Origin of the sequence: Paenibacillus planticolens (assembly GCF_013141725.1) — a bacterium.
GTDB classification, from domain to species: domain Bacteria; phylum Bacillota; class Bacilli; order Paenibacillales; family NBRC-103111; genus Paenibacillus_E; species Paenibacillus_E planticolens.
In genome coordinates this window covers 103,786-127,935 of record NZ_WHNZ01000026.1, presented here as the reverse complement: position 1 = coordinate 127,935, position 24,150 = coordinate 103,786, and the positions used below count along the sequence as shown (strand labels likewise).

Sequence of the window (24,150 nt, the reverse complement as noted above, 5' to 3'; positions counted from 1 at the left end):
CAATCTCTCCTTTTTTATTGCTCTCTATGGATACGTTATATTAGTTTACACGCCTATCCGATGTATGAGCCTCAACAGTCACTTGTTATGCAAATTATCGTTCCTTGCCTAGTATAATCCGCTCTACCTTCCATTATATCCTCTTTTTATATTTTAAAAAATACCCTTTTAAGATCAAAACATTCTAATCATGAGAACAATGCTGCCATGACGATTAGGCAATTGCGGATTCATTCATAGCTTCCGCTTATGGCGAGTATGCCTTCTACAAATTCGCTTTTGCCCTTAGAATAGGCTGACCGATCGTGATGAAAGCGCTGCGCGAGTTCAATTTTCAATCGACCGTATTCAACTGCGGCATTGGGATGCTTTCTCAAATAATCCCGAAAAGCGATATGCCGCTTATATTCTGCGTTGTTCAGCGTGCATACGTACAAATGATGCCAAATGACGCCATCCGGCGGAATAAAAGCCTCCCGTCCAGGCGTTCCCAAATCGCCTTCATGCACATATCCCAGTGTGGCGAGCCTTTGAATCGCAAGCTGGACATCCCGCCTAGTCGGCACAACAACGTCCATATCTACAATCGGCTTTGCCGCTAAACCCGGAACCGAAGTACTCCCAACGTGTTCGATGGTCACAATAAGGTCACTCAAAACCGGTAGAACGAAACTTCGTAATTCTTCAAATATGCGAACCCAATTAGGATTGTATTCTGTGACAATGACTTTGGTTGACATACAGCCCCTCCTTAGGAATGTTATATACCACATACACCGACTGATTGCAGCAAAAATAACGCTGGCCTACTCTTTATTCGCTTTCCCCCCATGGCCTGCCTTCCGATATCCGCAAAGCAAAATAAACAAATCCCGGAATTTTTTCCGGGACCCATCATCCGCACATTGAGGAAGCTGAAAAGGAACTATGATCCGTTATTCTCCCAAAAAGTGGCCATCTCACCTTGGGTAGGGAACTACGGTCCGCTATTTTGCCGAATTTGGCGAAATCCGGCCACCATCGGGCAAATAAGGCCCTGTAGTTCCGCCTAACCCGGAAAAAATACCCAAATGGGAAAAATAGAGTACCATAGTTCCTCTTTCTTACAGCACGGAACAGCGTCAGCGGATCTATTTCCCCATCCCCATCCTCTTCCCACGCTTCACTTGGAAGCAAAGGCTTGCGTTTCGCGAACGAGCGCTGCGAAAAGCGCAATCGCCTTCGTTAAATCCGAACGAGCGGCGGATAAACAGGCGAATCCTTCCTGGACGCGCCTTTCGAACTCAGCGGGAGCCGCTCCAAACCGCTTGCACGAAGCAACGGCCCCCTTCTCATTCAGCAAATACTCCCCGTTGCAGGCAAACAAGACTTGAACCATGCAGCTTACGGTTCGAAACAGATGCCCCGCCGCATAAGAAACATCGTTGCGGCTTAATGCTTTGCTAGCGTTAGCAAGCGAAAATTCAGCTTCCCAAAGAAATTTCGAGATTGTCGCTTGCCGCAGCGCATCCGGATAAGGCACTGTCTTCGCTTTCAGCTCAGCGACGAGTCCCTCCGGATCCCAGAGCGGCCGGCAGCGCGCGACTTCCCCCATATAGATCGATGTGCAGAAGCCATGCGGATGCCCGGGCTGATAATGGATATCGATCCTCCCCTGCCGGCAATCGTCAATGGCGCCAGACACTTTGGCGGCATCCCGATACAACACATCCAAGGGAAAACCGCCGGTTGTCAGCCAGCCGCCGCCGTTAATCCATGGCCCCCAACCGCCAATAGGCGTAATAAGACCGCTGCGGCGCTCGTCATCCATAGCCTCGGCTATCTTCTCAAGCGCCACAATGTCGATTGGCCGCTCAAGCCGGTAGTACACGCCGATGTCGATATCAGACTCCTGCGTTTCCGTGCCGCAGGCTCTTGAGCCGCCTAATACGATTGCGGCGATTCCTTCCACGTTTTGCAGCTGCCCCACGACTGACTGAATCACATCATTCGCTTCCATATGCCATCGCCTCCCTGGACAGGCCGCCCCTTGCCGGACCGTCTAATCGCATACCTTGATATTACAACTGTACGACAAGCGTCTTGTGCGGTTCAAGAACTAACTTTTCTTTAAATAAAAGTTTCCCTTCGTTGTGCTCAAACGCGATAGCAGCCCCGCCAAGCATGACGCTCTGAACATCTCGACCTGTCAACAATCCGCTTCCAAAGCTGGATAGCACAAGGCTCCCCATCTTAACTTCCAGCTCCAGTTGTCCGTCCGAGCAGCGGAACTCGCCCCAGCCGTCGTTCAAGCTCCAAAAAGAGCTGAAATCGCCCTCCTGCCATTTCGGACTAAAACCGATATGTCGTTGAACCATATCATACTCGAAACCGCTCAGCGCAAGCAGCAATCCGAAAGAGGCCATGGACCGCGCGTAATTGCTGCCGCATTCGAATTCGTTCCACGGGTTGCGGCGTTCTCCGTCATACCGGTCGCGAATCGACTTCACAACGCGCAGCCCTTCCGTCACATATCCCTCATAAATCATATGGCATGCAGCCTGATATTCAAAGCCGTTCATGCATTCTTCTGCATAGGGAACAGGTACAATCGGAGAGTTCGCGTCTGGCCAAGAGCAGATCACGAGACCGGATTCGTCATTTAACCCATAGATGCGGCAAGCGTTCGGGTGGTCGCCTAAATTCTCTATATAATTGTTCTCATAAATAGACTGGACCGCACGCTTTACTTTGGCAGAATCCAGCACATAGCCAAGGCCTACCAGATGAGCGAACCACTGGCCAAGCACCTGATCAATGCCGCAGCCTTCACCGATTTGATATTTATGCTCGCCAGCCTCTTCGTTCCAATACACGGTTTCCGCGCCATATTTTTCGAGAACAGACCGGTCTTTGAGATCGACCTTTTGATGGAAAAACCGGCCGTTGAACAAATTCTCATTCGTCCATGCCGCGCCCTTGCGCCTGATCGCATCGTACTCCGCCGCTTTCTCCGGCTCGCCGAGCGCATTCGCCATCTCTGCCGCTGCCTTCAAAGCCGTCAAGTACATGCTCGTCAGCCAGGAGTTCGGGCCGAACAATTCCATATCAAGCGTATGGTGCTGCCGCCCTTCCATCACGCCGTCCTTGTCGGCATCCCACTGGTCCTCGTTGGTTGGCTCCCAGGCAAATTCGAGCGCCTTGCGAATGTTGGGCCAAAGGGATCGCAGCCACTGCGTGTCGCCGGAAACTTTCCATTCGCGATAGGACTTAATGATGCCGCCCATTTGACCATCCGCAGCAGCTCTGAACTTGTTATCGTGCGTCGTCCTCTCGGCCGGCAGCATGAGGCGAAACGCCATTTTCCCATTATCGAACTGGGCATAGGTGTAATCGATGTTTCGCATCGATCGCGCCAGCGCCGGGAACAAGAAAGCCGTAGCCTGCTCGTAATTCCATACGTGCGTGCAAGAGCCTTCGCAAGAACCTTCATTGGTATGCACGCCCTCAAAACCGTATAATGTCCCATCCGTCAAACGCAGCACGGTAGGAGATTTCAGAATCGAAATATTTCCGCTGATCGCATCAAGAACGATATCGGGCAACGTAGACGCAAAAAGCGTATCCTTAAACAATCGCGACTCAGCATGCAATCGCTCATAGTTTCTCATGACGTATTTCGCCGTATCCGTAGAATCCCGGAAAATCGTCGAATAATAATTTTTCCATGAAGGCAGCTGGTTCCCGACCGGATTCCAGAAATTAACACAATTCGGAAAACTCCATGACAGGATGAATCTAAAAGTAGCTTTTTCTCCAGGCGCCACTGTACGATGGCCGCTCAGCAGGCCGACATCCTGGTGTTTTTCGTGCGCTCTTTTCGGATCGAGATCACTCGCTGCTTCATAATGCCGCTCCTGAAAGCGGCCCGGTCGCCGAAAATCTTTCCAAAATACGGTCAAGTTATCGAACCAGCTGCCACGGAACCAATAGGACTGATAGCTGACGTCATCATGATCGGCAAGCATTGTCAAATCACCGAAGTCGGCATCGTCCTCTTCATAATGAACGGAAGACATCCGAATCGCTCTTCGTCCATCCACCTCGACGGCCTCATTAACCGCGCCCTTACGAAGCGGATTCGTCAAATTACCTACCACACTGAGCGCTAGTTCATCCGTGGAGCGATTCGTCACCTCATACTCAAAAATAGCGCAGGGAATCGATGAATCCCGGTCATTGAGCGGTATGAACGGATTAAAAGCTGTCAACTTGACATGAATGGGGTCATCGCTATCGTCGAACGTCATTTCGGCAAACGGAAATTCACCGCGAAAAGACGTATTCGAAAAATGCGGGAATCCAGCCATGTTCTCCCGTCTAGGACCATAACCGTAGCCTTCAAATTTCCCTTTGCCTTCGCCTGTATATGGCGTCTGCAAATCTCCGTTCAGCACCTTGGTGAGGATCACCTCGCCTTGACGTTCCGCTTTTACAGCAAAAAAGGAGAAACCGTTAAAGCTCAGCTTATTCGGCCGGTTGTAAATCTCCCAATCGATCAGCCGCCCGTTTCCAGCCAAGCCGATGCTGCCCGTACCTATCCCGCCGAGCGGAAACGAGATTTGACTCGTTTTGGCACCTGAATATACAAAATTTTTCTCCATACCGAACTGCTTATTTGACCCATTATTGCTCATATGATTGCCTCCTCAAACTCCTCATGATAGAGATCTGGTTTCTAGTGCGCACTTACATTTTTAATCCGCCTGCCGTAATGCCATCCAGCAAATACTTTTGTCCAAATAGGTAGAAAAGCAGCGGCACGACGAGTGACAACGTCACCCCTGCAAGAATGGCCGAAAGGTTCCCAGTTCCAAACGCCCCGCTTAAAGCGGTCATGCCGATCGGCAGCGTCATTTTCTCAAACGAATTCAGAAAGATAAGCGGCCGGAAAAAATCGTTCCAATGCCCGATAAAGCTAATGACCGAAGTCACGGCTACCGCCGGATACGACATCGGAAGAATGACTTTCAGGAACACCCATATCCGGCTTGCCCCATCCATATAAGCGGCTTCATCATACGTACTAGATATGGACATCATCGTCTGCCGAATCATGAAAATACCGAAAGGATTAATAAGTCCCGGCAAAATAAGCGCCAAATGCGTATCGACGAGGCCTAACTTGGACATAAGAATAAACTGGGGGATGATCGTCACTTGTCCCGGAATCATAAGCCCGGAGAGAAAAATGAGAAACAGGGCATTGCGGCCCGGAAAAGCGATTCGAGAAAAGGCAAAAGCCGCCATACTGGAAATAAAAATATGCCCCAATACGATTATCAAGCATATTTTCAAGCTGTTGGATATGAAATCGAAAAACGGCACCTTCGCAAACACCTCTGCATAGTTGCCGATATGCCACGCTGTCGGAAAGATCGCAGGCGGCAGCGAGAACGAATCTTTCGGCAAGCGCAGCGAGGTGGAGAATATCCACAGGAAGGGGGTCAGCATGAGAAAGGATAACAACAGCAGTACGCCATCTAAAAAGATGCGTTCCGGCTTAAATCCCCGCATGGCGCCCGTTCTAGCTCCAGTCCCTGCCCTTTGCAGATTGGAAGCCTCCACACGTATCAACTCCTCTCCTAATCCCGATCGTAATTGACCCATTTATTGCTTATGGAAAATTGAATGACCGTAACGCACAGAATGATGAAGAACAGACTTAGCGAAAGCGTAGATGCGTACCCCATTTCATGATGCTGGAACGCCACTTCATATATGTACATATTCACGGAACGCGATGCGTCCCCCGGCCCGCCCGATGTGATCAGATACGGCTCATCAAAGATTTGTGTCGCTCCAATCAAGGTTGTTACCAAGACAAAGAAAATGGTTGGAGAAAGCATGGGCAGTGTGATGGAGAAAAAGCGCTGCGTCTTGTTCGCGCCGTCGATTTCAGCGGCTTCATATAAAGCGGCCGGAATGCTTTGAAGGCCAATTAAGTAATATAGGAAAGCATTGCCGATAAATTTCCAAAAGCTATAGATCGCTACAGCCACGTAAACCCAATGGGGAGACTGCATCCAGGGGATTGGACTTACGCCAAATTTGCCTAACACGTAATTCAGTATGCCAAAATCTTTGCTGAAGATATACTGCCAAGCAACCGCAACTGCTGCTGAAGTCGCTAACACCGGGAAATAAAAGATGGTACGGTACACATATTTCCACCCTTTGGCGATATTCCTGTTTACCGCTAATGCAATCAGGAGACCGCAGATCGCGTGCATAGGCGTTAAAATCAACACATACTTCAGCGTATTTCCATACGTTAGCCATAACCGGCCATCCGAGAACAAATGCTTGAAATTATCAAAACCGATCCACTTGGCTGGCGTAATGATGTTGTATTTCGTAAAGCTCAAGTAAAGAGTTGCCACAACCGGCTCACCGATAAATAGTACAAAAAATAGCAGGGCCGGCGCCAGAAATAACAAACCTGCAACCGTATTAGACATTTTGCGATAGGTTCCCACGCTTGACTCCTCCCATGAACCGTGAAGCCGGGCGATCCGATCTGACCGAGGCGTTCCGGGCGGATCGCCTGGCTGTCAACGATTCGGCGTCATTTTTTCAGGATAGCGTCGATTTCTTGTTTGGCCTTTTTCATCGCTGTCGCCGCATCAGACTGATTGGCCAAGATTTCGGATACATGCCGGTCGAATACGCCTTGAATTTCCCCGTATTGCATAGGAGCCTCTACCGCTTTGGCAATATCGGCGCTTTCTGCGTATACTTTCCAGTTTTGAGCCGGCGTTTTGGGCAATACTTCATTCATAACGGAAATGCGAGTAGGAATGGATGTGTTGGAAAGCGTTGTTTTCTGTGAATAGACGCCGCTGAGAAAGGCTGAAAGCTTATAGGCGGCTTCCGGATGTTTGGTCGATTTCAGTACGGGAAACGCACCGGAACCGAAAATAACTTTGTTCGTCTTGAGCGTCGGCAGGAACTGTACATCAATGTTTGTGAATTTATTTTTGTCATACGTTCCGAATGGCCATTTGCCTGCTGAAATCATCCCAACCTGCCCGTTGATCAGCATCTGGATTTGATCATCCTTCGGTCCAGGAACCGGGGCGACCTTATATGTATAAATGAGATCCTGGAAAAATTGCATCAATTCGATGGCATTTGGATCGTCTAGTTTACTTGTTGTCATTTCATCGTTCAGAACACTGGCATTATTGTTAAACAACCATGCGGAAGCGCCGAAATAATAGTTCGGAATCGCAAATCCGTATGTCTTTTTGCTGTCCTTTTCCGTGGTCAGCTTCTGTGCGTACTGAAGGAAATCATCTTTGGTCCAGCTTTTATTCGGCACAGACAATCCAGCTTGCTTAAGCATATCTGTGTTAAAGTGCATCACGACGTTATTCCAGTCCCAAACGAAACCGTATGTTTTATTATCGATGACAAAAGGCGACTGAAGCTTTGGATGCAAATCACTGTAATTTTCCAGTGCGGCCGGATCTGATTTCATGTAGGTATCCAGTGGGAGCAGCAACTCCTGTTTGGCAAACATCTGAATACCTTCGATCGCAACGCGAATGACGTCAGGCGATTTGCCGCCGGCAATCATCGTCTGAATTTTATTGAAATAATCAGCCCAACCGCTGCTGACGACTTCAACCCTCTTGACGGTAATATCCGGATTTTGCTTATTAAACTCAGCTAAAATATTGGATAATTGCTCATCGGAGGCTTCATTTTTGCTCCAAACTAACGTTAATTCGGCTTTGCCTGATTTCGACGAAGTGGTTGTACTTTCAGAACTGCATGCGACTAGCGACCACCCGAGGGCAAAAATGAGTACAAAGGTCCAAACCTTTTTCATACTGGGCACCATCCTTAACAGATTGTGGCGCCGCGCTTCCGGAATGGTTGAACCGGTGCGGCCTGATGCCTTTCTACGATGTGATTCATGTTCGGTCACACATCCCGTGCACGTGCACGGAGAAGGCGAAAAAAATTTACAACAGAATCATCGTGCCGTTAAGGGCGTCCCCCACTCCGGCTGTTCCAGCATTGGAGCTCCGCTCACACACACTTCGTGCACGTGAACGAAATCATCTTAACAAATAAGTTTTGCTTTGTAAACGCTTTAATTTAAAAATCGTTCCAAGTGCCTATATCCGCTCCTTCCCTTTACGTTCACGAGCACGGGTATTGACCTGCACGCTCTGTTAAGCTACGATAAGACCAGCAGAGCCTTTCACGGAGGTCCATCCACATGAACATAACCAGTAAACAAATTGCCGAACTATGCGGCGTTACCCGGGGAACCGTGGATCGCGCGTTAAACAACCGCCCCGGCATTCACCCCGAAACCCGCGAGAAGATCATGCGTGTGGCCGAAGAGCTGGGTTACCGTCCGCATTTTCTAGCGCAAAGCCTGGTAAAAGGACATACGAAAACACTTGGCATTGTTTTGTTCGACATCCATAACCAAATATTTTCCCAACTGTTCCATGCCTTTGAGGCGGAAGCACGGAAACGGGGGTATATCGTTTATCTTGTGCTTTCCAACCGGGACAAGGAGCTGGAACTAGAATATATCAACAACTTGTTGGATCGTAGAGTCGACGGGATTGCACTGCTTCCTGCCAATGACAACAAAAAGTTCGAGTCTTTCCTCCTTCGCTCTCGTACGCCGATTGTCACGTTCGGCAACCGGCTATCCGGCCCGTTTCCATACATTTGGATTAACGATAAGCAGGCGATTTGCGATTCTGTTGCCTTTCTTGCGAGCCAAGGCTACCGCCGTATCATCTACTTAAGTCCGCCGTTGATGCGGAAAGGGAAAGAAAACATTTATGTGCCCGAACAAAGGTACCAAGGTTTTGTTAGCGCGTGCGCAGACATACCGGACATGCGGTTTGACGTCATCGCACAGAAGCAATATTTAACCGAATTAGAATCGTTACTGGATCATAACGACAGCAAATGCGCCATCCTGTGCTCCAGCGATGTATATGCCTTGGAAGTTCTTAAATGGCTAAAAGCCCGTAAAATCCGAGTGCCTGAACAAGTCGGCCTCATGGGATTCGATAATATCGACTTTCTCACCTATATTAATCCGGCGCTGACAACCGTGGACTATAATGTCAACGAGATCGGCACAAAGCTCGCCGATTTGTTAATTCGCCGTATTCATAATGACGAGGTGCCCGCCGAGACGCTGATCGATCATCACGTCGTGCAGGGTGAGTCTGTGATGTTGCATTGTGACTAGCCAAATAAGCCCCGAGTTCCACTGTTGAAGTGGTCCTCGGGGATTATGTTATTGTGACTTCAGCGAAAACTTTGCGGCTTGCAGCCCTGCCGCCGTTCCCGTTATTACGATCTCTCCGGATACAGAAGTGGTTTGAACGAGCAATAAACAGTATCCGTTAAAAGCTCTGCGCCGATTCGCCTTATCCGGCTCATGGCTGCTCGGATTGCCATTGCCGACACCTAATAGGCTGCCCGGGGTTGGCGGATGGTGAGCGCTCCGATACGCGTTGCTTCCCATTTCTTTCAGCAGCTGAAGCTTGTATTCGATCAGCCGGTCCGGCAGTGCGACCCCGACACCGGCGAAGTCTTGATGATTGCACGTACCTTTAATGACTGTCGGCACGCCGTTTAAAAGGAACCCGTTTTCCGTAAATGCAATCGTCCGAATGCCGAAGACTGTTTCATAAACGTCCACAATGCTGCCTTCCATAGCCACTTCCGTGATCAACCGATACAAGCGGGGATGCTCCGGCGACCAAAGCTGTGGGTCCGGTACGGTAATGGACTGTTCCGTTTCCTTCTTAGCCAACCAGGAGGCGCGAATAGAAATGGCATCCGAAGCGATTCTTTCTCCTTCGGCGTTTACGATGGTCGATATCAGCTCGCATTCCCGGTCCTCTTCATATTCATTGTGCAAAACCGTACGGATGACGACGCTCGCGGCTTGTTCTGTCACGATAGGCGTTGTCACGTATGTACCCCAATGACCGACGTGGAGCCGGTCCGTTTTTTGCAGCCACGTATGACGGTAAATGCCGCCGCCTTCGTACCACCAGCCCTCGCACCGCGATGCATCCACCTTAACGACAATGACATTGTTGCCTTCATCGCCGTAACGAAGAACATCCGAAATGTCATAATGATAGCCGGTATATCATATGTTCAGCATCCGCAAAAATGGAGTCAGCTACGAAGGGTCGCAGCTTCTTTACGGCTTGCTGATCGATTTGTTCCAGCATACCTCAACATCGGAAACACGTTCCGTTCAAGAGCACTACGAGCACTTGAAACCGGTGATCGACTATATCGGGAACCATTTCGATCAACCGATTACGCTGCAGGATTTGGCGAATTGCCTTTCCGTGACCCCCCATTATATCTGCGTCCTCTTTCAGCAAACGTTTAGTACGCGACCGTTCGAGTACATTAACCGTTTTCGGATTCAGAAAGCAAAGGAATATCTCCAACAATTTCCTACCTGGGAAATCCAAACGATTGCACGGAAAGTTGGCTTTGAAAGCCCGAGTTATTTTATTAAAGTATTCAAAAAAAACGAAGGTCTTACGCCGAATGATTTTCGAAAATTGCATGTGATCCGCTAATGTCCGGTTCTCCGTTTTTACCCCTTAACAATATCTTAAAACCTATTTTACATTGGGATGATATTCACTCTTTTTATCAAAAATAACAAAAAAGCAATAGAAAACAACAGAAAAATAATTAAAAACAACAAAAAAAGATTTAAAATAAAAGATTTAATTGTTTTTAGTTGTTTTGCAATGTAAGATGGTTTGTGTACGGCGATTTGTAACCTACTCGGATTTATCTTGGCATGTTGTACGTCAAGCTGAAGCGCAGTACGGTCAGTGGCGAAGTCATCTATTTTGCCATGGGTATTGATGAAGATGGCCATCGACAAATCCTCGGCTTCTACGTTGCCGGTTAGGAGAGTGCTAACGGCTGGCGAGATGGTCCTCAAAGACCTGTATTCACACCCTCGAGAAAAGTCAGAATATTTAAATATTTTCGTATTCCGTGTTGAAAAAATCATTATTCTCTATTTTTAGGAGGTCATCCTGTTGGTTTTTCCATTGAAAAAAGTGCTCGTTTCTTCGCTAGCAGCTGCTACTGTTATCGCAACGCCAAGCTTTCTTATTTTTAGTCAAGCCCTAACTGCATCAGCGGCAATCGCATCCTCTGATTATGCTTTGCATCTGCTTTTCGATAACGGATTTACGGATAGCTCCACAAGTTCGTTGACTGCAACTCCCGTCGGGAACCCGACTTTTGTTACCGGCCGGATAGGGAGCGCCTTAAGTATTAATTCTACAGGCTCAGCCAAACAATATGTCAATATGGGAAAGCCGGACAACCTGCAATTTGGCACGAGTACGAACTTTACCCTGTCATTATGGGTGAAATCTACTGGGGTTACGTCTGACCCTGCTATTTTATCGAATAAGAACTGGTCCAGCGGAGGTAATGTAGGCTACGCACTCGCTTTACATTCAGACAAGGGTCTGATCTGGAACTATAATACGGCTGGAGGTTCAAGAGTTGATGCTAAAATTCCAAACGTAGCGGATGGAGCCTGGCATCACATCGTGGTCACGCACGATCGCTCGACAGGACGCGTTGATTTCTATAAAGACGGCATCCCTGCAGCGGTAACTAACTCGAAAGGAAGCCATTATAATAACATTGCAAGCACAATGAGCATTGTCGGACAAACAGGCACCATAGATTCCGGATTGCCGACGATTATAGGCAATGATGGCACGGGCAATTATAGTGCTGCTTTGCAAGTTCAGCTTGATGATCTTCAGATATTGAATAGAGCTGTAACAGCGCAAGAAGTTTTAGACAGCTATAACACGGCTCCTCCATTAGCCGTTGAAAGGTTCAATGGCTCTGTGAACTTGATTGGTGCCCAGCATACCGTTCAAGGCTCGCAGTTCCGTTACAATCTGGATCTTCGCACGCCGACGATGAGTACAGTCATTAATAAAGCAGAGGTTGAACTCGCCTATGACAGCAATTTATTTGAGTTTGTCAGCGCATCGCGAGCGACATCTGTCGATACTTCGGTACCCGGCATTGTGAAGTTGAGTTTACCCGGAGGTTCTGTTTACAACAATACCAATCCGCTCGAATACGCCACTTCAAGAATTTCCGAGCTGATATTTAACGCGAAGTCATCTTCCGGACAAGGATCCATTCAAGTGAAGAGTGCGGATTTTTATAACGGATCAACGAAAATGGACATTGAATCCTTGAATAAACAAACAGCTACAATCCAAATCCATCCCAAAGCATCAGAAGATCTCAATAAAGACGGTCATGTGACGATCGGTGATGTCGTTTTGGCTCTAGGCGATGCAAATGATATCTTGCAAGGAATAGCCAAACAAGTCAAATTCACTCCCTATAAGCGCGTCGTCGTCATAGGTATTGACGGTGGAGGCGTTTCAGTTTCACCGAATGCTCCTTATTGGGAGACGGCCAGCTCCGTCAAGGAAACGGTCGGTAGCCGTCTGGTTATCCCGGCGATTAGAAACATTATTGAGCACGGCGCTATCACATATACAGCCAAAACGACGCTACCATCCAGCTCTTCCCCGAACTGGGGAGCAATGATAACCGGTGTTGATTACAGCAAACATTTGCTTGATAACCCCGACAGTGCAGCTTATACGTATAGCGAAACTTCGCCGTATCCGTCGTTCTTTAAAAAATTGAGAGCAGCAATGCCTGCGACAAAGTTAGCCGCCTTTGCAACCTGGAAAAACATACTGGGCGGCCATATCGAACCATCCCTTGGTGTGGAGGGCTACTCCTTAGGGGATGAGAGCAATGCGGCAGCCTTCGCTCAGTATGCAGCAAGCGGGAAAGCTTACGATGCGTCCGTGATTTTCTTTCAACTCGATGATATGGATCATGCTGGACATAACTATGGCTTCTATACGAAGAAATATTATCAACAATTGAACAAGACCGATAAGAACGTTGAGACGATCTATAATGCTTTAAAAGATAATCAACTGCTCGACGATACACTGATTGTGATGCTGCCCGACCACGGCGGCGGCACCGAGAATGCCAACCATACGTTAGGAAGCTCCACTTTGCACGGACAAGATTCACCGCTGGCAATAACCACATTTATTGCCGCTAAAGGAAGAACCGTGGCTACGGATGTCGGGAAAGAGAAAGTGCTGCAAGGAGGTACAACCAAAGATTTGGCAGCCACCGTCCTCAGCGCCCTTGGTGTCAACCCAACGATCGGGGATTCTAAGGTGATTGACGGGATGTTCATCCCGCAGAAAGATCAGCATAACGCCGAAGCATCAAACTTGAAATTAACCAAAGTCATCTCCTCAACGACGGAGCAGCTAAAAAGCTATGAGTTATCCATCGATCAACTGAAGTCGGATGCGAAAGCGATGGATATCGAAATTGAGACGACAAATTTGACGGTCAAATCCGTTAACCCTGCGCAAGCCGGCGTTAAGGTGCTTCGCGAGGAAACGGCAAATGGGGTGACAAGACTCATTCTCTCCTCCGACACCGGCATTGTTCCTGCGGAGCCTATTGTGAAAATCAGTGTGGAATCCCAGGGAAGCGATCCGTCTGCCGCACTAAAATCAGCGATGGTTGCCGATTCATCGGCAAAAGAAACGATGCCTAACTTTACAAGCGTTGCAAAAGAAGAAAGTGATATCATCCCTGTATCAGGCGTTGAAGTAACGAGTGCAAATCCGACGATTCTGGAAGGACAAACAGCCGAACTTCGCGCAAAGGTCCTCCCTGCCACAGCCAGCAATACAAACGTGACATGGACCACGAGCGATTCTAGCGTCGCTTCAATCGAACAAGTTAGCGATAAAGTCGTTATTAGAGGCATCAAAACAGGAACGGCAACAATCACAGCGACCACAGCCGAAGGGAACTTCACTTCCCAAAGCCTCGTTACTGTGCAGACTACTCCTTTAGTGACGACATTGTCTTCCATTCAGTTGAAAGGAACAACATACCTGTATAGCGGTCAGCAGAACCAGACTGTCGTCAAAGCAACATACAGCGATCATAGCGTTACCCAGATCGTATATGGGGTCGTTTATAACAGCACAGCTCCATCTATTGCCAAAATTGACGCTAAAGGCTTAGTAAGCGCACTTCAGGTGGGTACGACAGTTATTAAAGCAACTTATGGCGGATTGACGGATCAATATACGCTAACGGTTAGATATGAATCCGGTGAATCTTCAAGCACGGATGCGCCGATAAATAATGCCGGGAAGACGATAACTAAAGAGGAAACTAAGCCAATTGAAACTCCGAAAGAGGTTGAACCGGCAAAACCCGTGCTGCCACATATATTTAATGGCGAGTTTATCAAAACGGATTTGCTGATCAAGAACATGGCGTCCAAAATCGAAGAAGCGAAAAAGCAAATCAACCAGGATCAATTCACGGACTTGCCGGCTACTCACTGGGCAGCGGGCCACATTCACAAATTCGCGGCGATCGGTGTCGTTCAAGGATACAAAGACGGTAAGTTCGAGCCAAACGGCAAAGTAACACGCGCGGAGTTTGCAACACTCATTTCCCGGGTGTTCGCAGTTGACGGGCAGCCTGTACGCACTCTAACTCTTAACGATTTGAGCGGGCACTGGGCTAAAACAGCCATTGAGAAGCTGGCTAATCTCGGCATCGTGAATGGCTATGAGGATTCCAGCTTCAGACCTGACGAAACCATCTCCCGTGCTGAAATGGTGACTCTCATAAGCCGCATCGTAAACATGCGTACTTTACATAAAGAAAGCACGTCTAGTTTCGCTGATATCGGCAGCTCTTTTGCCAAGGAGCAAATCAACGAGGCAGTAAAAGCAGGAATTATTAACGGCTCCGGCGATGGCAACTTCCATCCGGATATGCCTTCTACCCGTGCTGAAGCTCTTACCGTCATCATGAACGTTCTAAATCTCAATCCCGATATGAAGCGATTATTGGATAGTTTGAAGTAATAAGCTACACCAAACACAATTATGCAGACACGGAAAAACGGCTGCTCTGGTTATTACACAGAGCCAGCCGTTTTTTATTGCAGCGGCAACCAAACGGCCAATGTTAGACAATAAAATCCACCTGACGGAACAATATTATCCATCGCCACAGCATGTACACATTTCTTATAATTACCATAGTAAACGTTTACAATTTTCATAGACAGAGGAGTGGATGTCTGTTTTCCAGATGAGCTTCACATGCAACCAAGAAGAAACGATTTGGAATAATCAGCCTAAGGAGGTAATATCATGTATCAATTCTTGAGATCACTAGTTCATCGTATACATAGGTTTGCAGCCGCTTCTCTGGCTGTTATTGTCGCAGTCTCCCTCGTTTTCCCGGCACTTCAAGCCGATGCAGCCAGCATCCGCAGTGATTATAAGGCTTATGCGATGGCTCCGCTCACCAAGATAACGGATTGGAACGCATTCCGCAGCCAGCTGACGACGCTGAAGAATAATGGCATTTATGCCCTCACAACCGATGTCTGGTGGGGAGACGTGGAGCAGGGCGGCGACAATGTATTTGATTGGTCGTATTACAAAACCTATGCCGATACGGTGCGCGCTGCGGGCTTGAAGTGGATTCCGATCATCTCAACGCATCAATGCGGGGGCAACGTCGGGGATGACTGCAATATCAAACTGCCTTCCTGGCTCTGGAGCAAAGGTACTCAAGACCAGATGACAATGCGCAGTGAAACCGGTTACTATAACAACGAAACCTTGTCTCCATGGTGGACAGGAACATCAACGCAATATGATGAGCTTTATGCCTCCTTCGCGACGAATTTCAGTGGCTACAAGGATATTATCACCAAAATCTACCTCTCCGGAGGTCCGGCGGGTGAGCTTCGCTTCCCATCCTATAATACGGCCGACGGCTGGGGTTACCCGGGGCGCGGAAAGCTGCAGGCGTACACCGATACGGCGAAGCTAGACTTCCAGAATGCCATGAAAACCAAATACAGCACCGTCTCCGCTCTCAACAGCGCTTGGGGGACAAGCCTATCCGCCTTCTCTCAAGTAGCTCCTCCAAGCGACGGTGATAATTTTTTCATCAATGGCGTAAAGTCCACGTACGGTAAAGACTTTATGACTTGGTATCAGAGCGTGTTGGAAAAGCATCTGAACACGATCGCTGCGAAAGCGCACAGCCGTTTCGATTCCGTTTTCGGCGTTCCGATCGGTGCGAAGGTGGCCGGGATTCACTGGCAAATGAACAACCCTTCCATGCCGCATTCCGCTGAATTCGGCGCAGGATATTACAACTACAGCACGCTGCTGGACGAGTTCAAGAGATCAAATCTCGATCTGACTTTTACCTGCTTGGAAATGACCGACAATCAAGCTTATTCAAGTCCTTATTATTCTGCTCCTAAATCGTTAGTTATCCAAGTAGCAAACCTCGCGAACCAGAAGGGTATTCGCATCAATGGTGAGAACGCGCTTCCAATCAGCGACGGCAGCGGCTATCAAAATGTCGCGGAAATGCTGTTCAACTACAATTTCGGAGGCTTTACTCTGCTTCGGATGTCCAGCCTCGTCAATGCAGACGGCTCAAAAACCGCTTTGCTGGATGCTTACAGGGATGCTATTGCGATGGCTCCTATTCCGGTTACGTTTATCGTCAAGAACGCGCCAACCGTTTCGGGGGATATTGTCTATGTAACGGGAACACGCTGGGAAATGGGCAACTGGACAACGGGTGTTTACCCTATCAAGCTGACTTACAGCAGCTCCACTGCCGACTGGCGGGGCACAGCTTATATTGGAGCATCCCGCTATTATGAATTCAAAGCGATCATCAAGGATAGCGCAGGCAATTTCAAAAGCTGGGAGCCCGGAGCCAACAACACGTGGTCGACACCTACGGCAGGAACAAATTATACGATAACTTGGTAATTCAAGTCTCACCGCAGTGAAGAATAAAAGCACAAAAGGCTAGAGGATCATAGACGGATCCTTTAGCTTTTTTGTGCTTGGCAGGTGATCGAATGGGACTGTCCCTCTCCCCCACAAATTGGAAGCAACAAAAAAACTTAGTACTGCGTCTATACATTACCTAAGCAAACTAGTAAGGGGTATGTGATATGAAGTTGAAAAATGGCATTCAAACAGGAGCTGCGTGTATGCTGATTATCCTAGGAATGCTCCCGGCAGCAAACGTACATGCAGATGCGAACACATCTATTCCAGTATTTCTAGACGGTCATCAATTGTCCTTTGAGACTGCGCCCATTATCGAAAACGGCTACAGCCTCGTTCCACTGCGTGCCATTTTTGAAGCTGAGGGTGCGAAAGTTTCCTGGGACGATAACAAACGAACAGTTACTGCCTTGAAAAATGATATCGCCTTTACATACCGGATTGGTGAAATGATCGCGCATACAAATAATGACATGATTGAAATGCCTATCCCCGGAAAAATAATCGAGGGAACTACAATGATTCCGCTTCGCTTAATTAGCGAAGCGCTTGGCAATCTCGTGAAATGGCATGAATATTCTCATTCAATTACCATTTCCTCTGCGAAAGACTATGAAACGACGATTGAATACGGCGTTAATCTCCGTGAGGCGCCGAATACGGAAGCGCATGTTCTCCGAATGATCCCGAAGAATGAGAACATCCATGTCATCCGTGAAATCAACGCGAGTTGGTTAGAGGTACAGACAAAAGACGGGACGATAGGATTCATTTCGGCAGCAGCCATGTATACCAATTACGCCAGTACGGTTGTGACAGCAAAGAAAGCGGATGAATTGCTCGCTTTCGGAGCCAAATTCATAGGAACTCCGTACGAGTTTGGTGCAGATTCGGGACAAACCAACACATTCGACTGCTCCTCATTCGTCCGATATGTTTTTAAGCAGGTGTTGTCCGTCGATCTCCCGCGGGTCTCCTACGATCAAGCCTTAAAAGGAAAAGAAGTCGGGCTCGATGAGCTGCGCAAAGGCGATTTACTGTTCTTCAGCGCTCGCGGGCTCGATATCGGTCATGTTGGCATTTATGCGGGAGACGGCCGAATGCTCCATACCTATTCGAAAGAGCTCGGCGTTCATATAGAGGAGTTTGATGACAAATGGAAGAAGCGTTTTGTGACAGCCAGAAGGGTTTTCTGAAAAGACGTGGTCATCCTACTCCCGGACTCAAAAACAAAAAGCCGCAGCATTCTGCGGCTTTTTTGGTTCAACTAATTCTTTTGCCTCGTTAGAAACAGCATAAGGAAGGAAATGAAAATAATCGAGCAAGTCCAAGCCCAAGCCATCGTTGTATTGCCCGAATCAACGGCAACGTAGATGGCTGTCGGAATGGTCTGCGTTTTACCCGGTATATTTCCGGCAATCATCAATGTTGCCCCGAATTCGCCAAGACCGCGGGCAAATCCTAGAATATAGGCGGAAACCAGCGATCGGAACGTCAACGGGAGAGTGATGTACCTGAACACCTGCCATTCGTTCGCCCCGATTGAACGCGCAGCTCCCTCCATATCCCGGTCCACGGCAGAGAAACCTACCTTCATCGTTTGATAGACCAGCGGGAAGGCAACTACAATCGAAGCGATTACGGCAGCCCACCAAGAGAATATAATAGGTGCCGCAAACAGCCATTCGATAAATTTCCCAAACCAGCTTCTTCGACCTAGCATGACTAAAAGGATAAAACCTACCACGGTCGGCGGCAGCACAAGCGGCAGCATTATTGCTGTTTCAAGAATGGTCTTGCCTCTGAACGATCTTCGCGACATCCACCAAGCAATTCCCACGCCGAATACAAGGACAACGAGGCTGGATAACAATGAAACTTGAAGCGATAACCGGATAGGCGTCCAAAATTCGTGCCAATTCATGCCGGCCACAATTAATTCAGGATCGAAAATCCGTATTTAACGAAAACGTCAAGAGCTTCTTTGGATTGCAAATACGTGTAGAAACCTTCAGCTTCTTTGCTGTGCTTCGTTGCCTTTACAATTCCGATCGGATATTCAACTGGCGTATATGTTTTTGGATCGACGGCAAAGGCAACTTTTACTTTTTGGGAAGTTAAAGCGTCTGTTTTGTAAACAAACCCTACATCCGCATTTCCTGTTTCTACATACTGAAGCACTTGACGCACATCTTTCCCTTGAACCATCTTAGACTGTAAGGAATCCCATAGTTTCGTGTTGGTCAACGCTTCTTTCGCATAGCTGCCTGCGGGTACGCTCTCAGGAATGCCAATTGCAACGTTCTTTACTTCGGCTTTGGACAAATCCGCTGCATTTCCGATCGGCGCTTTCGCATCTGTTGAAATGACAGCAACCAGTTCATTCGTCAATAATTTTTTCTGTTGCGCTGTATCGATTAGCTGTTTATCAACAAGTGCCTTCATGTTTTTGGTTGCTGCAGAAAGGAACAAGTCTGCCGGCGCTCCCTGTTCGATCTGCTGCTGCAGGGCACCCGATGCACCGAAATTGAAATTCAATTTGATCGTTGGATTTTTAGTTTCATACGCTTTTTGAATATCCTTTAGCGCATCCGTCATGCTCGCTGCGGCAGAGATCGTTAACTCTACGGTTTCAGCGGGTTTTTGACTGGGAGCACTCGTGCTTTGTGCTGGTGTGCTTGCACTCGGACTCGTTGCCGGTTTCTCTGCTGTTCCGCAGGCAGCGAACACTAGCGTCATCCCTAAGGCGATAGATAAGACCATACTACTTTTAATCATTTTAAACATTGATTTCCCTCCGAATTATATGTAGTTATATTTAAATATAATCATTATACATTCGACCCATTTTCTTGTAAACTTCACACTGCGTATAATTAGGCTTTACGACAATAGACAGCCGATATTCTTATATCTGTAACAACTGCACCTTATCCCCCCTCTCGAAAACATATCAATTATATTTTTTTGCGGGAACTATGATCCTCTATTTTCCAAAAAAACAACATTTCCGAAAATAGAGAGAACTACGATCCCCTATTTGATGCAATATGAAGAAAATGAATGTTTCTTAGAGCTATTAAGACCCTGTAGTTCTGTCTGCAGCCTACAAACAGCCCATTTAGCTCATATAGCGCCCTGTAGTTCCCATTAAACATAAACCATAAACAAAAAGCTGCCCCTCCGTCATCTACGATGACTTCTGGGACAGCTCTTTGATTATCCTGCCAAACCTTCGCCTTCTTCTACTTTGCCTGAATGTATCCTTCAGCTTTCAGCAGTTCGGCGATCAACACAGCGCCGCCTGCGGCTCCGCGCAATGTATTATGCGATAATCCGACGAATTTGAAATCATAGATGGAATCTTCGCGCAATCTGCCTACTGAAACGCCCATGCCGCGCTCAATATCGCGATCAAGCTTCGTTTGCGGTCTATTATCTTCTTCAAAATAAGTGATGAATTGCTTCGGTGCGCTTGGCAAACCAAGCTCCTGCGGGCGGCCTTTGAATTGCGCCCACCTAGCAAGAATTTCTTCCTTGGAAGGCTTTTTCTCGAACGATGCAAATACCGTAGCCAAATGTCCGTCTGTAACAGGAACACGGATACATTGCGTTGTAATTAGTGGCGCAGTTGCTTTAATAATTTCATTATTTACAATGCTGCCCCAAATGCGAAGCGGCTCTTGCTCGCTTTTCTCTTCCTCGCCGCCAATATAAGGAATGACATTGTCCAGCATGTCAGGCCAGTCGGTAAAGTTTTTGCCGGCACCGGAAATCGCTTGATACGTCGATGCAACGACTTGAGTCGGTTTGAAATCCAGCAGGGCATGAAGCGCCGGCACATAGCTCTGGATGGAACAGTTAGGCTTGACGGCAATAAATCCGGTCGAAGTCCCGAGCCGTTTTCTCTGTGCAGCAATGACTTCAATATGCCCGGGATTCACTTCCGGAATGACCATTGGGATGTCTGGCGTCCAGCGGTGAGCCGAGTTATTGGAAATTACGGGAGTACCCGTTTTGGCGTATGCTTCTTCCAGCGCTTGAATTTCATTCTTTTTCATATCAACGGCGCAAAAAATAAAATCAACCTGGGAGGCAACTTCCTCCACTTTGGATGCGTCCTGAACAACAATCTGTTTCACTTCTTCAGGGATAGGGGTGGCTAATTTCCACCTGCCTTGCACAGATTCCTCATAGGTTTTACCTGCAGAACCGGCACTTGCTGCGATGGCCGTTACTTGAAACCAAGGATGTTGATCCAGCAGCTGAACAAAGCGCTGCCCCACCATTCCTGTTCCTCCGACAATACCGACTTTTAACTTTGCTGTCATCTAATATTCAATTCCTTTCAAAGTGGCATAATAATGGGGATCTATTCATTCCCTTGCATGAGGGATCTCCCTAAAAAATATTCAAAGCGTATGATTTGGTGAACCTTGTACGGCAAGAAAGCGAAAAATATAAAAAAATCCCACCCCCAAGACTATAATCAGCCTTAGGGACGAGATTTGTATGCTCGTGGTACCACCCCAGATTCGCTAATATGTCGCCATATCAGCCTCTTCAAGTACGGCATTGCATAGGCAATGCGTATACTTTAGCTCTATAACAGGAGCTCCTGGCACACCATCTCCGCTACAAGCGGTTCCGATGTGCTGCTCTGAGGCTTTTTTCAATAAACAATTCTTTACTCCTTTTCAGCTAACGGAGCTCTCTGTGAAAGAATTTCATTTATTTACTCTTCTCTTCCTCGCATTTGAATGTTGCGATTATTCTATCAGATATTGATTGCAACGTAAACACAATTTTAGAAAATTCGAAAACTTTTTATCCTTCTACGATATCCGCCTGTAATTCACTCGCAACTTCCATCATCTTGGGAATCACGGCTTCATTGCTCCCCGATACGTAGATATCGCCTTGGTAATGCCGGAATGGGATTTTGCTATCGCCGAAGCTCCACATGAAAAAATCCCCGTCAATCGACATCGTCGTAGCGCCCGTTACTGTAAACACGGATGAATAGGTAAAATCGGCTTTGGAGGCAAAGTACTGTTTGCATTCCTCCAGAGATATGATTTGTGCCGAATGGCCTTCTTCCTGTAGAGCTCTTGTAATTCGATACCGTTGACTCATTGCAGATCCTCCCTATACTTCACCCCAAAACACTTGGGTCTCATAGTCAAAAAACACGTTGCCGTCCTGTTCATTCCGTTCAAACACGTTTCGCAGTTCTGCCATCATTGGTTCGTAGCGCGGATCTCCCGGCACAGGGCAATAGGAGGACGAATGCAACCTGCCGCTCAAGCCCTCATAATCAAATACTTGCCCGTTGGTGAACCGTGCTTCTTGCATGGTGCCAGGCTTGAAGAAGGAGAGCAGGATATCCGGCGAAATATTTTGATGGTTAACTTCCTTATAGTCCGTGGAGAATGTACGAAGCAATTGCTCGTACTCCTCCAGAAACAAGCTGCCGCGAGTAAGACGTGCATTCCAAATCAGAACGACCTTTCCGCCCGGCTTCAGTATGCGTCTGAACTCTGCTTGCGCAGCACTGCGGTCAAACCAATGAAACGACTGTGCACAAACAATAGCATCGACAGAGTGATCTGGCAACCCCGTCACCTCAGCGGATCCGGAACCGATGGAAAAACGGCTTTCCTCTCCCAGCATCTTCGCAGCGGCTTCCCGCATTTCTTTATTCGGTTCGAGAGCCGTTACATGGCTCCCCCGCGCAAGCAGCAGCTTCGAAAAAACACCTGTTCCTGCACCGATATCGGCGATTTCAGCTTGCGGATGAAGTCCGATAACTTCGTACAAATAATCGATCGCTTCCTTCGGATAAGACGGACGGTACTTTACATACGTATCGACCCGATTGGAAAACCGTTCTTTGCTGTCCATGAGGAACCACTCTCCCTGTCATTAGTTTCATCAGATGAAATCAAGTTTCATTATTTATAATTCCATTTTATTTCAAAACCGCACAAAATGCTAGCACATTTTTTTCGTTCCCCATTTGCGCCGCCGGAAAAACAGATGCAAAAAAGCCATCTCCGTTAGTGGAGTGGCTATACTATATCGGCTTCCTTCTCTAAGACTTCGTCAGCTGTCTTCGATCCTCGACTTGCGGCGGTTCTTCCATCCAACCGTGTTTGATCATGATTTCCCCGCCTTCTGAGACAAAGGGCAGAATCTTTTGAGCAAGACGAGCCATCGCGAGCGGCAAATCGCTGCGCAGACTGAAAGCTCCGCCAAGCGCATTGCTGCCAATACCGAAAGACCCCAGTAAATTGGTGATGTACATCATTAACTTGTCTGAGAATGGAGCAACCGTAGAATCGGTAGCTTTCCCCGCGTGTGTGGCCGGCGGCTCAATATAATCCTCGCGCAAAAATTCGCCCAAGGTCGTTTCGATCTCTTTTGACAGCTTCATGCCTTTCACAAAATAATCTTTTACTTTCTTATCGTTGGCTACTTGCGCAAATCCGATCATCAGCTGCATCCCTGTAAGATTGGTTTCAATGGCATGATGCAGCAGTGAAACCTCAATCGCATTCAACGATCTTTTTTCCTTAAACAAATTGACTCCCGATAAATAATTATCGTTCCGAATAAAGGTCACTTCCTTGGGCATGGACATGAATGGCGGCCGTACAAGAACGCCCTTATCCAGAAGAAATTGTGCGCACTGATCGAACAACTCTTGCGAGGTTGTCGTTAACTGCTTAAATAACTGCCTGATATCTTTCCGATACGACATGGTTGAATACAACGCAAATAGGCAAGTTTCTATTTTGCTTATCATATGCAGAAACATCGGTTCATACAAATAATCAAACAGCTTAGGGACCCCTTTATTTACGTCATTAGCCGTAAAGCCAAGCGGAATAACGGCCCCCTCATTTTGAAAAATTTGTTTAATGGATTCCACGGTTTGTTCCGAGGAGGCATACGTCGACTTTAAGATTTGCTGAATTTCTTCATTACCCGCGTGCTCAAGCATATAGTCCAAGAATCTCAATAACATGGTTTTCTCTTGATATGTCATCCACAAGTTGCCTAATTCTGACGATGTTAATGGGATATCGGTTGGTTCCATCTGTTAGACTCCTTT

At 47.5% G+C, this 24,150-nt stretch carries 18 protein-coding genes, 1 pseudogene and 1 other annotated feature; of the genes and pseudogenes, 6 read left to right on the top strand and 13 right to left on the bottom strand.

Annotation, left to right across the window (positions count from 1 at the left end; all coding sequences use genetic code 11):
- Nucleotides 1-230: 230 nt before the first annotated feature.
- The 6 genes from GC097_RS13855 to GC097_RS13830 form a co-directional block, all read right to left on the bottom strand.
- Complete coding sequence (locus tag GC097_RS13855; protein WP_171683885.1) at nucleotides 231-740, bottom strand: GrpB family protein; 510 nt, start codon at nucleotides 738-740, stop codon at nucleotides 231-233.
- Between the two features lie 422 nt (nucleotides 741-1,162).
- Nucleotides 1,163-1,999, bottom strand: a complete 837-nt coding sequence (locus GC097_RS13850) for a nucleotidyltransferase domain-containing protein (protein WP_171683884.1) — start codon at nucleotides 1,997-1,999, stop codon at nucleotides 1,163-1,165.
- Between the two features lie 61 nt (nucleotides 2,000-2,060).
- Nucleotides 2,061-4,676: a GH116 family glycosyl-hydrolase gene (locus GC097_RS13845; RefSeq protein WP_171683883.1), complete on the bottom strand. Its 2,616-nt coding sequence runs from the start codon at nucleotides 4,674-4,676 to the stop codon at nucleotides 2,061-2,063.
- A 52-nt stretch (nucleotides 4,677-4,728) separates the two neighbouring features.
- Nucleotides 4,729-5,607 carry a carbohydrate ABC transporter permease gene (locus GC097_RS34965; RefSeq protein WP_171683882.1) on the bottom strand — a complete coding sequence of 293 codons (879 nt, stop codon included), beginning with the start codon at nucleotides 5,605-5,607 and terminating at the stop codon, nucleotides 4,729-4,731.
- Nucleotides 5,608-5,624: 17 nt separating this feature from the next.
- Nucleotides 5,625-6,518, bottom strand: coding sequence for a carbohydrate ABC transporter permease (locus GC097_RS13835; protein ID WP_216625764.1), 894 nt, complete (start codon nucleotides 6,516-6,518; stop codon nucleotides 5,625-5,627).
- Nucleotides 6,519-6,607: 89 nt separating this feature from the next.
- A complete protein-coding gene (locus tag GC097_RS13830; RefSeq protein ID WP_171683881.1) occupies nucleotides 6,608-7,876 on the bottom strand; it encodes an ABC transporter substrate-binding protein in 1,269 nt (422 codons plus the stop codon).
- A 396-nt stretch (nucleotides 7,877-8,272) separates the two neighbouring features.
- Here GC097_RS13830 and GC097_RS13825 point away from each other — a divergent pair, with 396 nt between their 5' ends.
- On the top strand, nucleotides 8,273-9,274 hold the full coding sequence (locus tag GC097_RS13825; protein WP_171683880.1) for a LacI family DNA-binding transcriptional regulator: 1,002 nt from the start codon (nucleotides 8,273-8,275) through the stop codon (nucleotides 9,272-9,274).
- A gap of 48 nt (nucleotides 9,275-9,322) precedes the next feature.
- On the opposite strand, the gene GC097_RS13820 is transcribed toward GC097_RS13825, so the two are convergent.
- On the bottom strand, nucleotides 9,323-10,114 hold the full coding sequence (locus tag GC097_RS13820) for a glycoside hydrolase family 2 TIM barrel-domain containing protein (protein ID WP_171683879.1): 792 nt from the start codon (nucleotides 10,112-10,114) through the stop codon (nucleotides 9,323-9,325).
- A 79-nt stretch (nucleotides 10,115-10,193) separates the two neighbouring features.
- Here GC097_RS13820 and GC097_RS13815 point away from each other — a divergent pair, with 79 nt between their 5' ends.
- The 5 genes and pseudogenes from GC097_RS13815 (at nucleotide 10,194) to GC097_RS13795 (ending at nucleotide 18,229) form a co-directional block, all read left to right on the top strand.
- Nucleotides 10,194-10,637: a helix-turn-helix transcriptional regulator gene (locus GC097_RS13815; RefSeq protein WP_171683878.1), complete on the top strand. Its 444-nt coding sequence runs from the start codon at nucleotides 10,194-10,196 to the stop codon at nucleotides 10,635-10,637.
- A 218-nt stretch (nucleotides 10,638-10,855) separates the two neighbouring features.
- A pseudogene (locus tag GC097_RS13810) lies at nucleotides 10,856-10,978 on the top strand (transposase); the annotation flags it as partial.
- Between the two features lie 136 nt (nucleotides 10,979-11,114).
- Nucleotides 11,115-15,062 carry an S-layer homology domain-containing protein gene (locus GC097_RS13805; RefSeq protein WP_171683877.1) on the top strand — a complete coding sequence of 1,316 codons (3,948 nt, stop codon included), beginning with the start codon at nucleotides 11,115-11,117 and terminating at the stop codon, nucleotides 15,060-15,062.
- A gap of 291 nt (nucleotides 15,063-15,353) precedes the next feature.
- A complete protein-coding gene (locus GC097_RS13800) occupies nucleotides 15,354-17,009 on the top strand; it encodes a family 14 glycosylhydrolase (RefSeq protein WP_171683876.1) in 1,656 nt (551 codons plus the stop codon).
- Between the two features lie 188 nt (nucleotides 17,010-17,197).
- The gene (locus tag GC097_RS13795) at nucleotides 17,198-18,229 is read left to right on the top strand and encodes a stalk domain-containing protein (protein ID WP_171683875.1); all 1,032 of its coding nucleotides are present in this window, start codon (nucleotides 17,198-17,200) and stop codon (nucleotides 18,227-18,229) included.
- Nucleotides 18,230-18,300: 71 nt separating this feature from the next.
- Here GC097_RS13795 and modB read toward each other — a convergent pair whose 3' ends face one another.
- From modB to GC097_RS13765, 6 genes are all read right to left on the bottom strand, one after another.
- Nucleotides 18,301-18,957, bottom strand: coding sequence for a molybdate ABC transporter permease subunit (gene modB / locus GC097_RS13790; RefSeq protein ID WP_171683874.1), 657 nt, complete (start codon nucleotides 18,955-18,957; stop codon nucleotides 18,301-18,303).
- 11 nt (nucleotides 18,958-18,968) lie between these two features.
- Nucleotides 18,969-19,820 (bottom strand): molybdate ABC transporter substrate-binding protein, encoded by an 852-nt coding sequence (gene modA / locus GC097_RS13785; protein ID WP_171683873.1) that lies wholly within the window; start codon nucleotides 19,818-19,820, stop codon nucleotides 18,969-18,971.
- A 458-nt stretch (nucleotides 19,821-20,278) separates the two neighbouring features.
- Entirely contained in the window at nucleotides 20,279-21,364 is a 1,086-nt protein-coding gene (gene asd / locus GC097_RS13780) for an aspartate-semialdehyde dehydrogenase (RefSeq protein WP_171683872.1), read from the bottom strand.
- 163 nt (nucleotides 21,365-21,527) lie between these two features.
- Nucleotides 21,528-21,793, bottom strand: a binding site (T-box leader).
- A 67-nt stretch (nucleotides 21,794-21,860) separates the two neighbouring features.
- Nucleotides 21,861-22,169, bottom strand: a complete 309-nt coding sequence (locus tag GC097_RS13775; RefSeq protein ID WP_171683871.1) for a hypothetical protein — start codon at nucleotides 22,167-22,169, stop codon at nucleotides 21,861-21,863.
- Between the two features lie 12 nt (nucleotides 22,170-22,181).
- Nucleotides 22,182-22,937 carry a class I SAM-dependent methyltransferase gene (locus GC097_RS13770; protein WP_171683870.1) on the bottom strand — a complete coding sequence of 252 codons (756 nt, stop codon included), beginning with the start codon at nucleotides 22,935-22,937 and terminating at the stop codon, nucleotides 22,182-22,184.
- A gap of 190 nt (nucleotides 22,938-23,127) precedes the next feature.
- Nucleotides 23,128-24,135, bottom strand: coding sequence for a DUF3231 family protein (locus GC097_RS13765; protein WP_171683869.1), 1,008 nt, complete (start codon nucleotides 24,133-24,135; stop codon nucleotides 23,128-23,130).
- Between the last annotated feature and the right edge of the window lie 15 nt (nucleotides 24,136-24,150).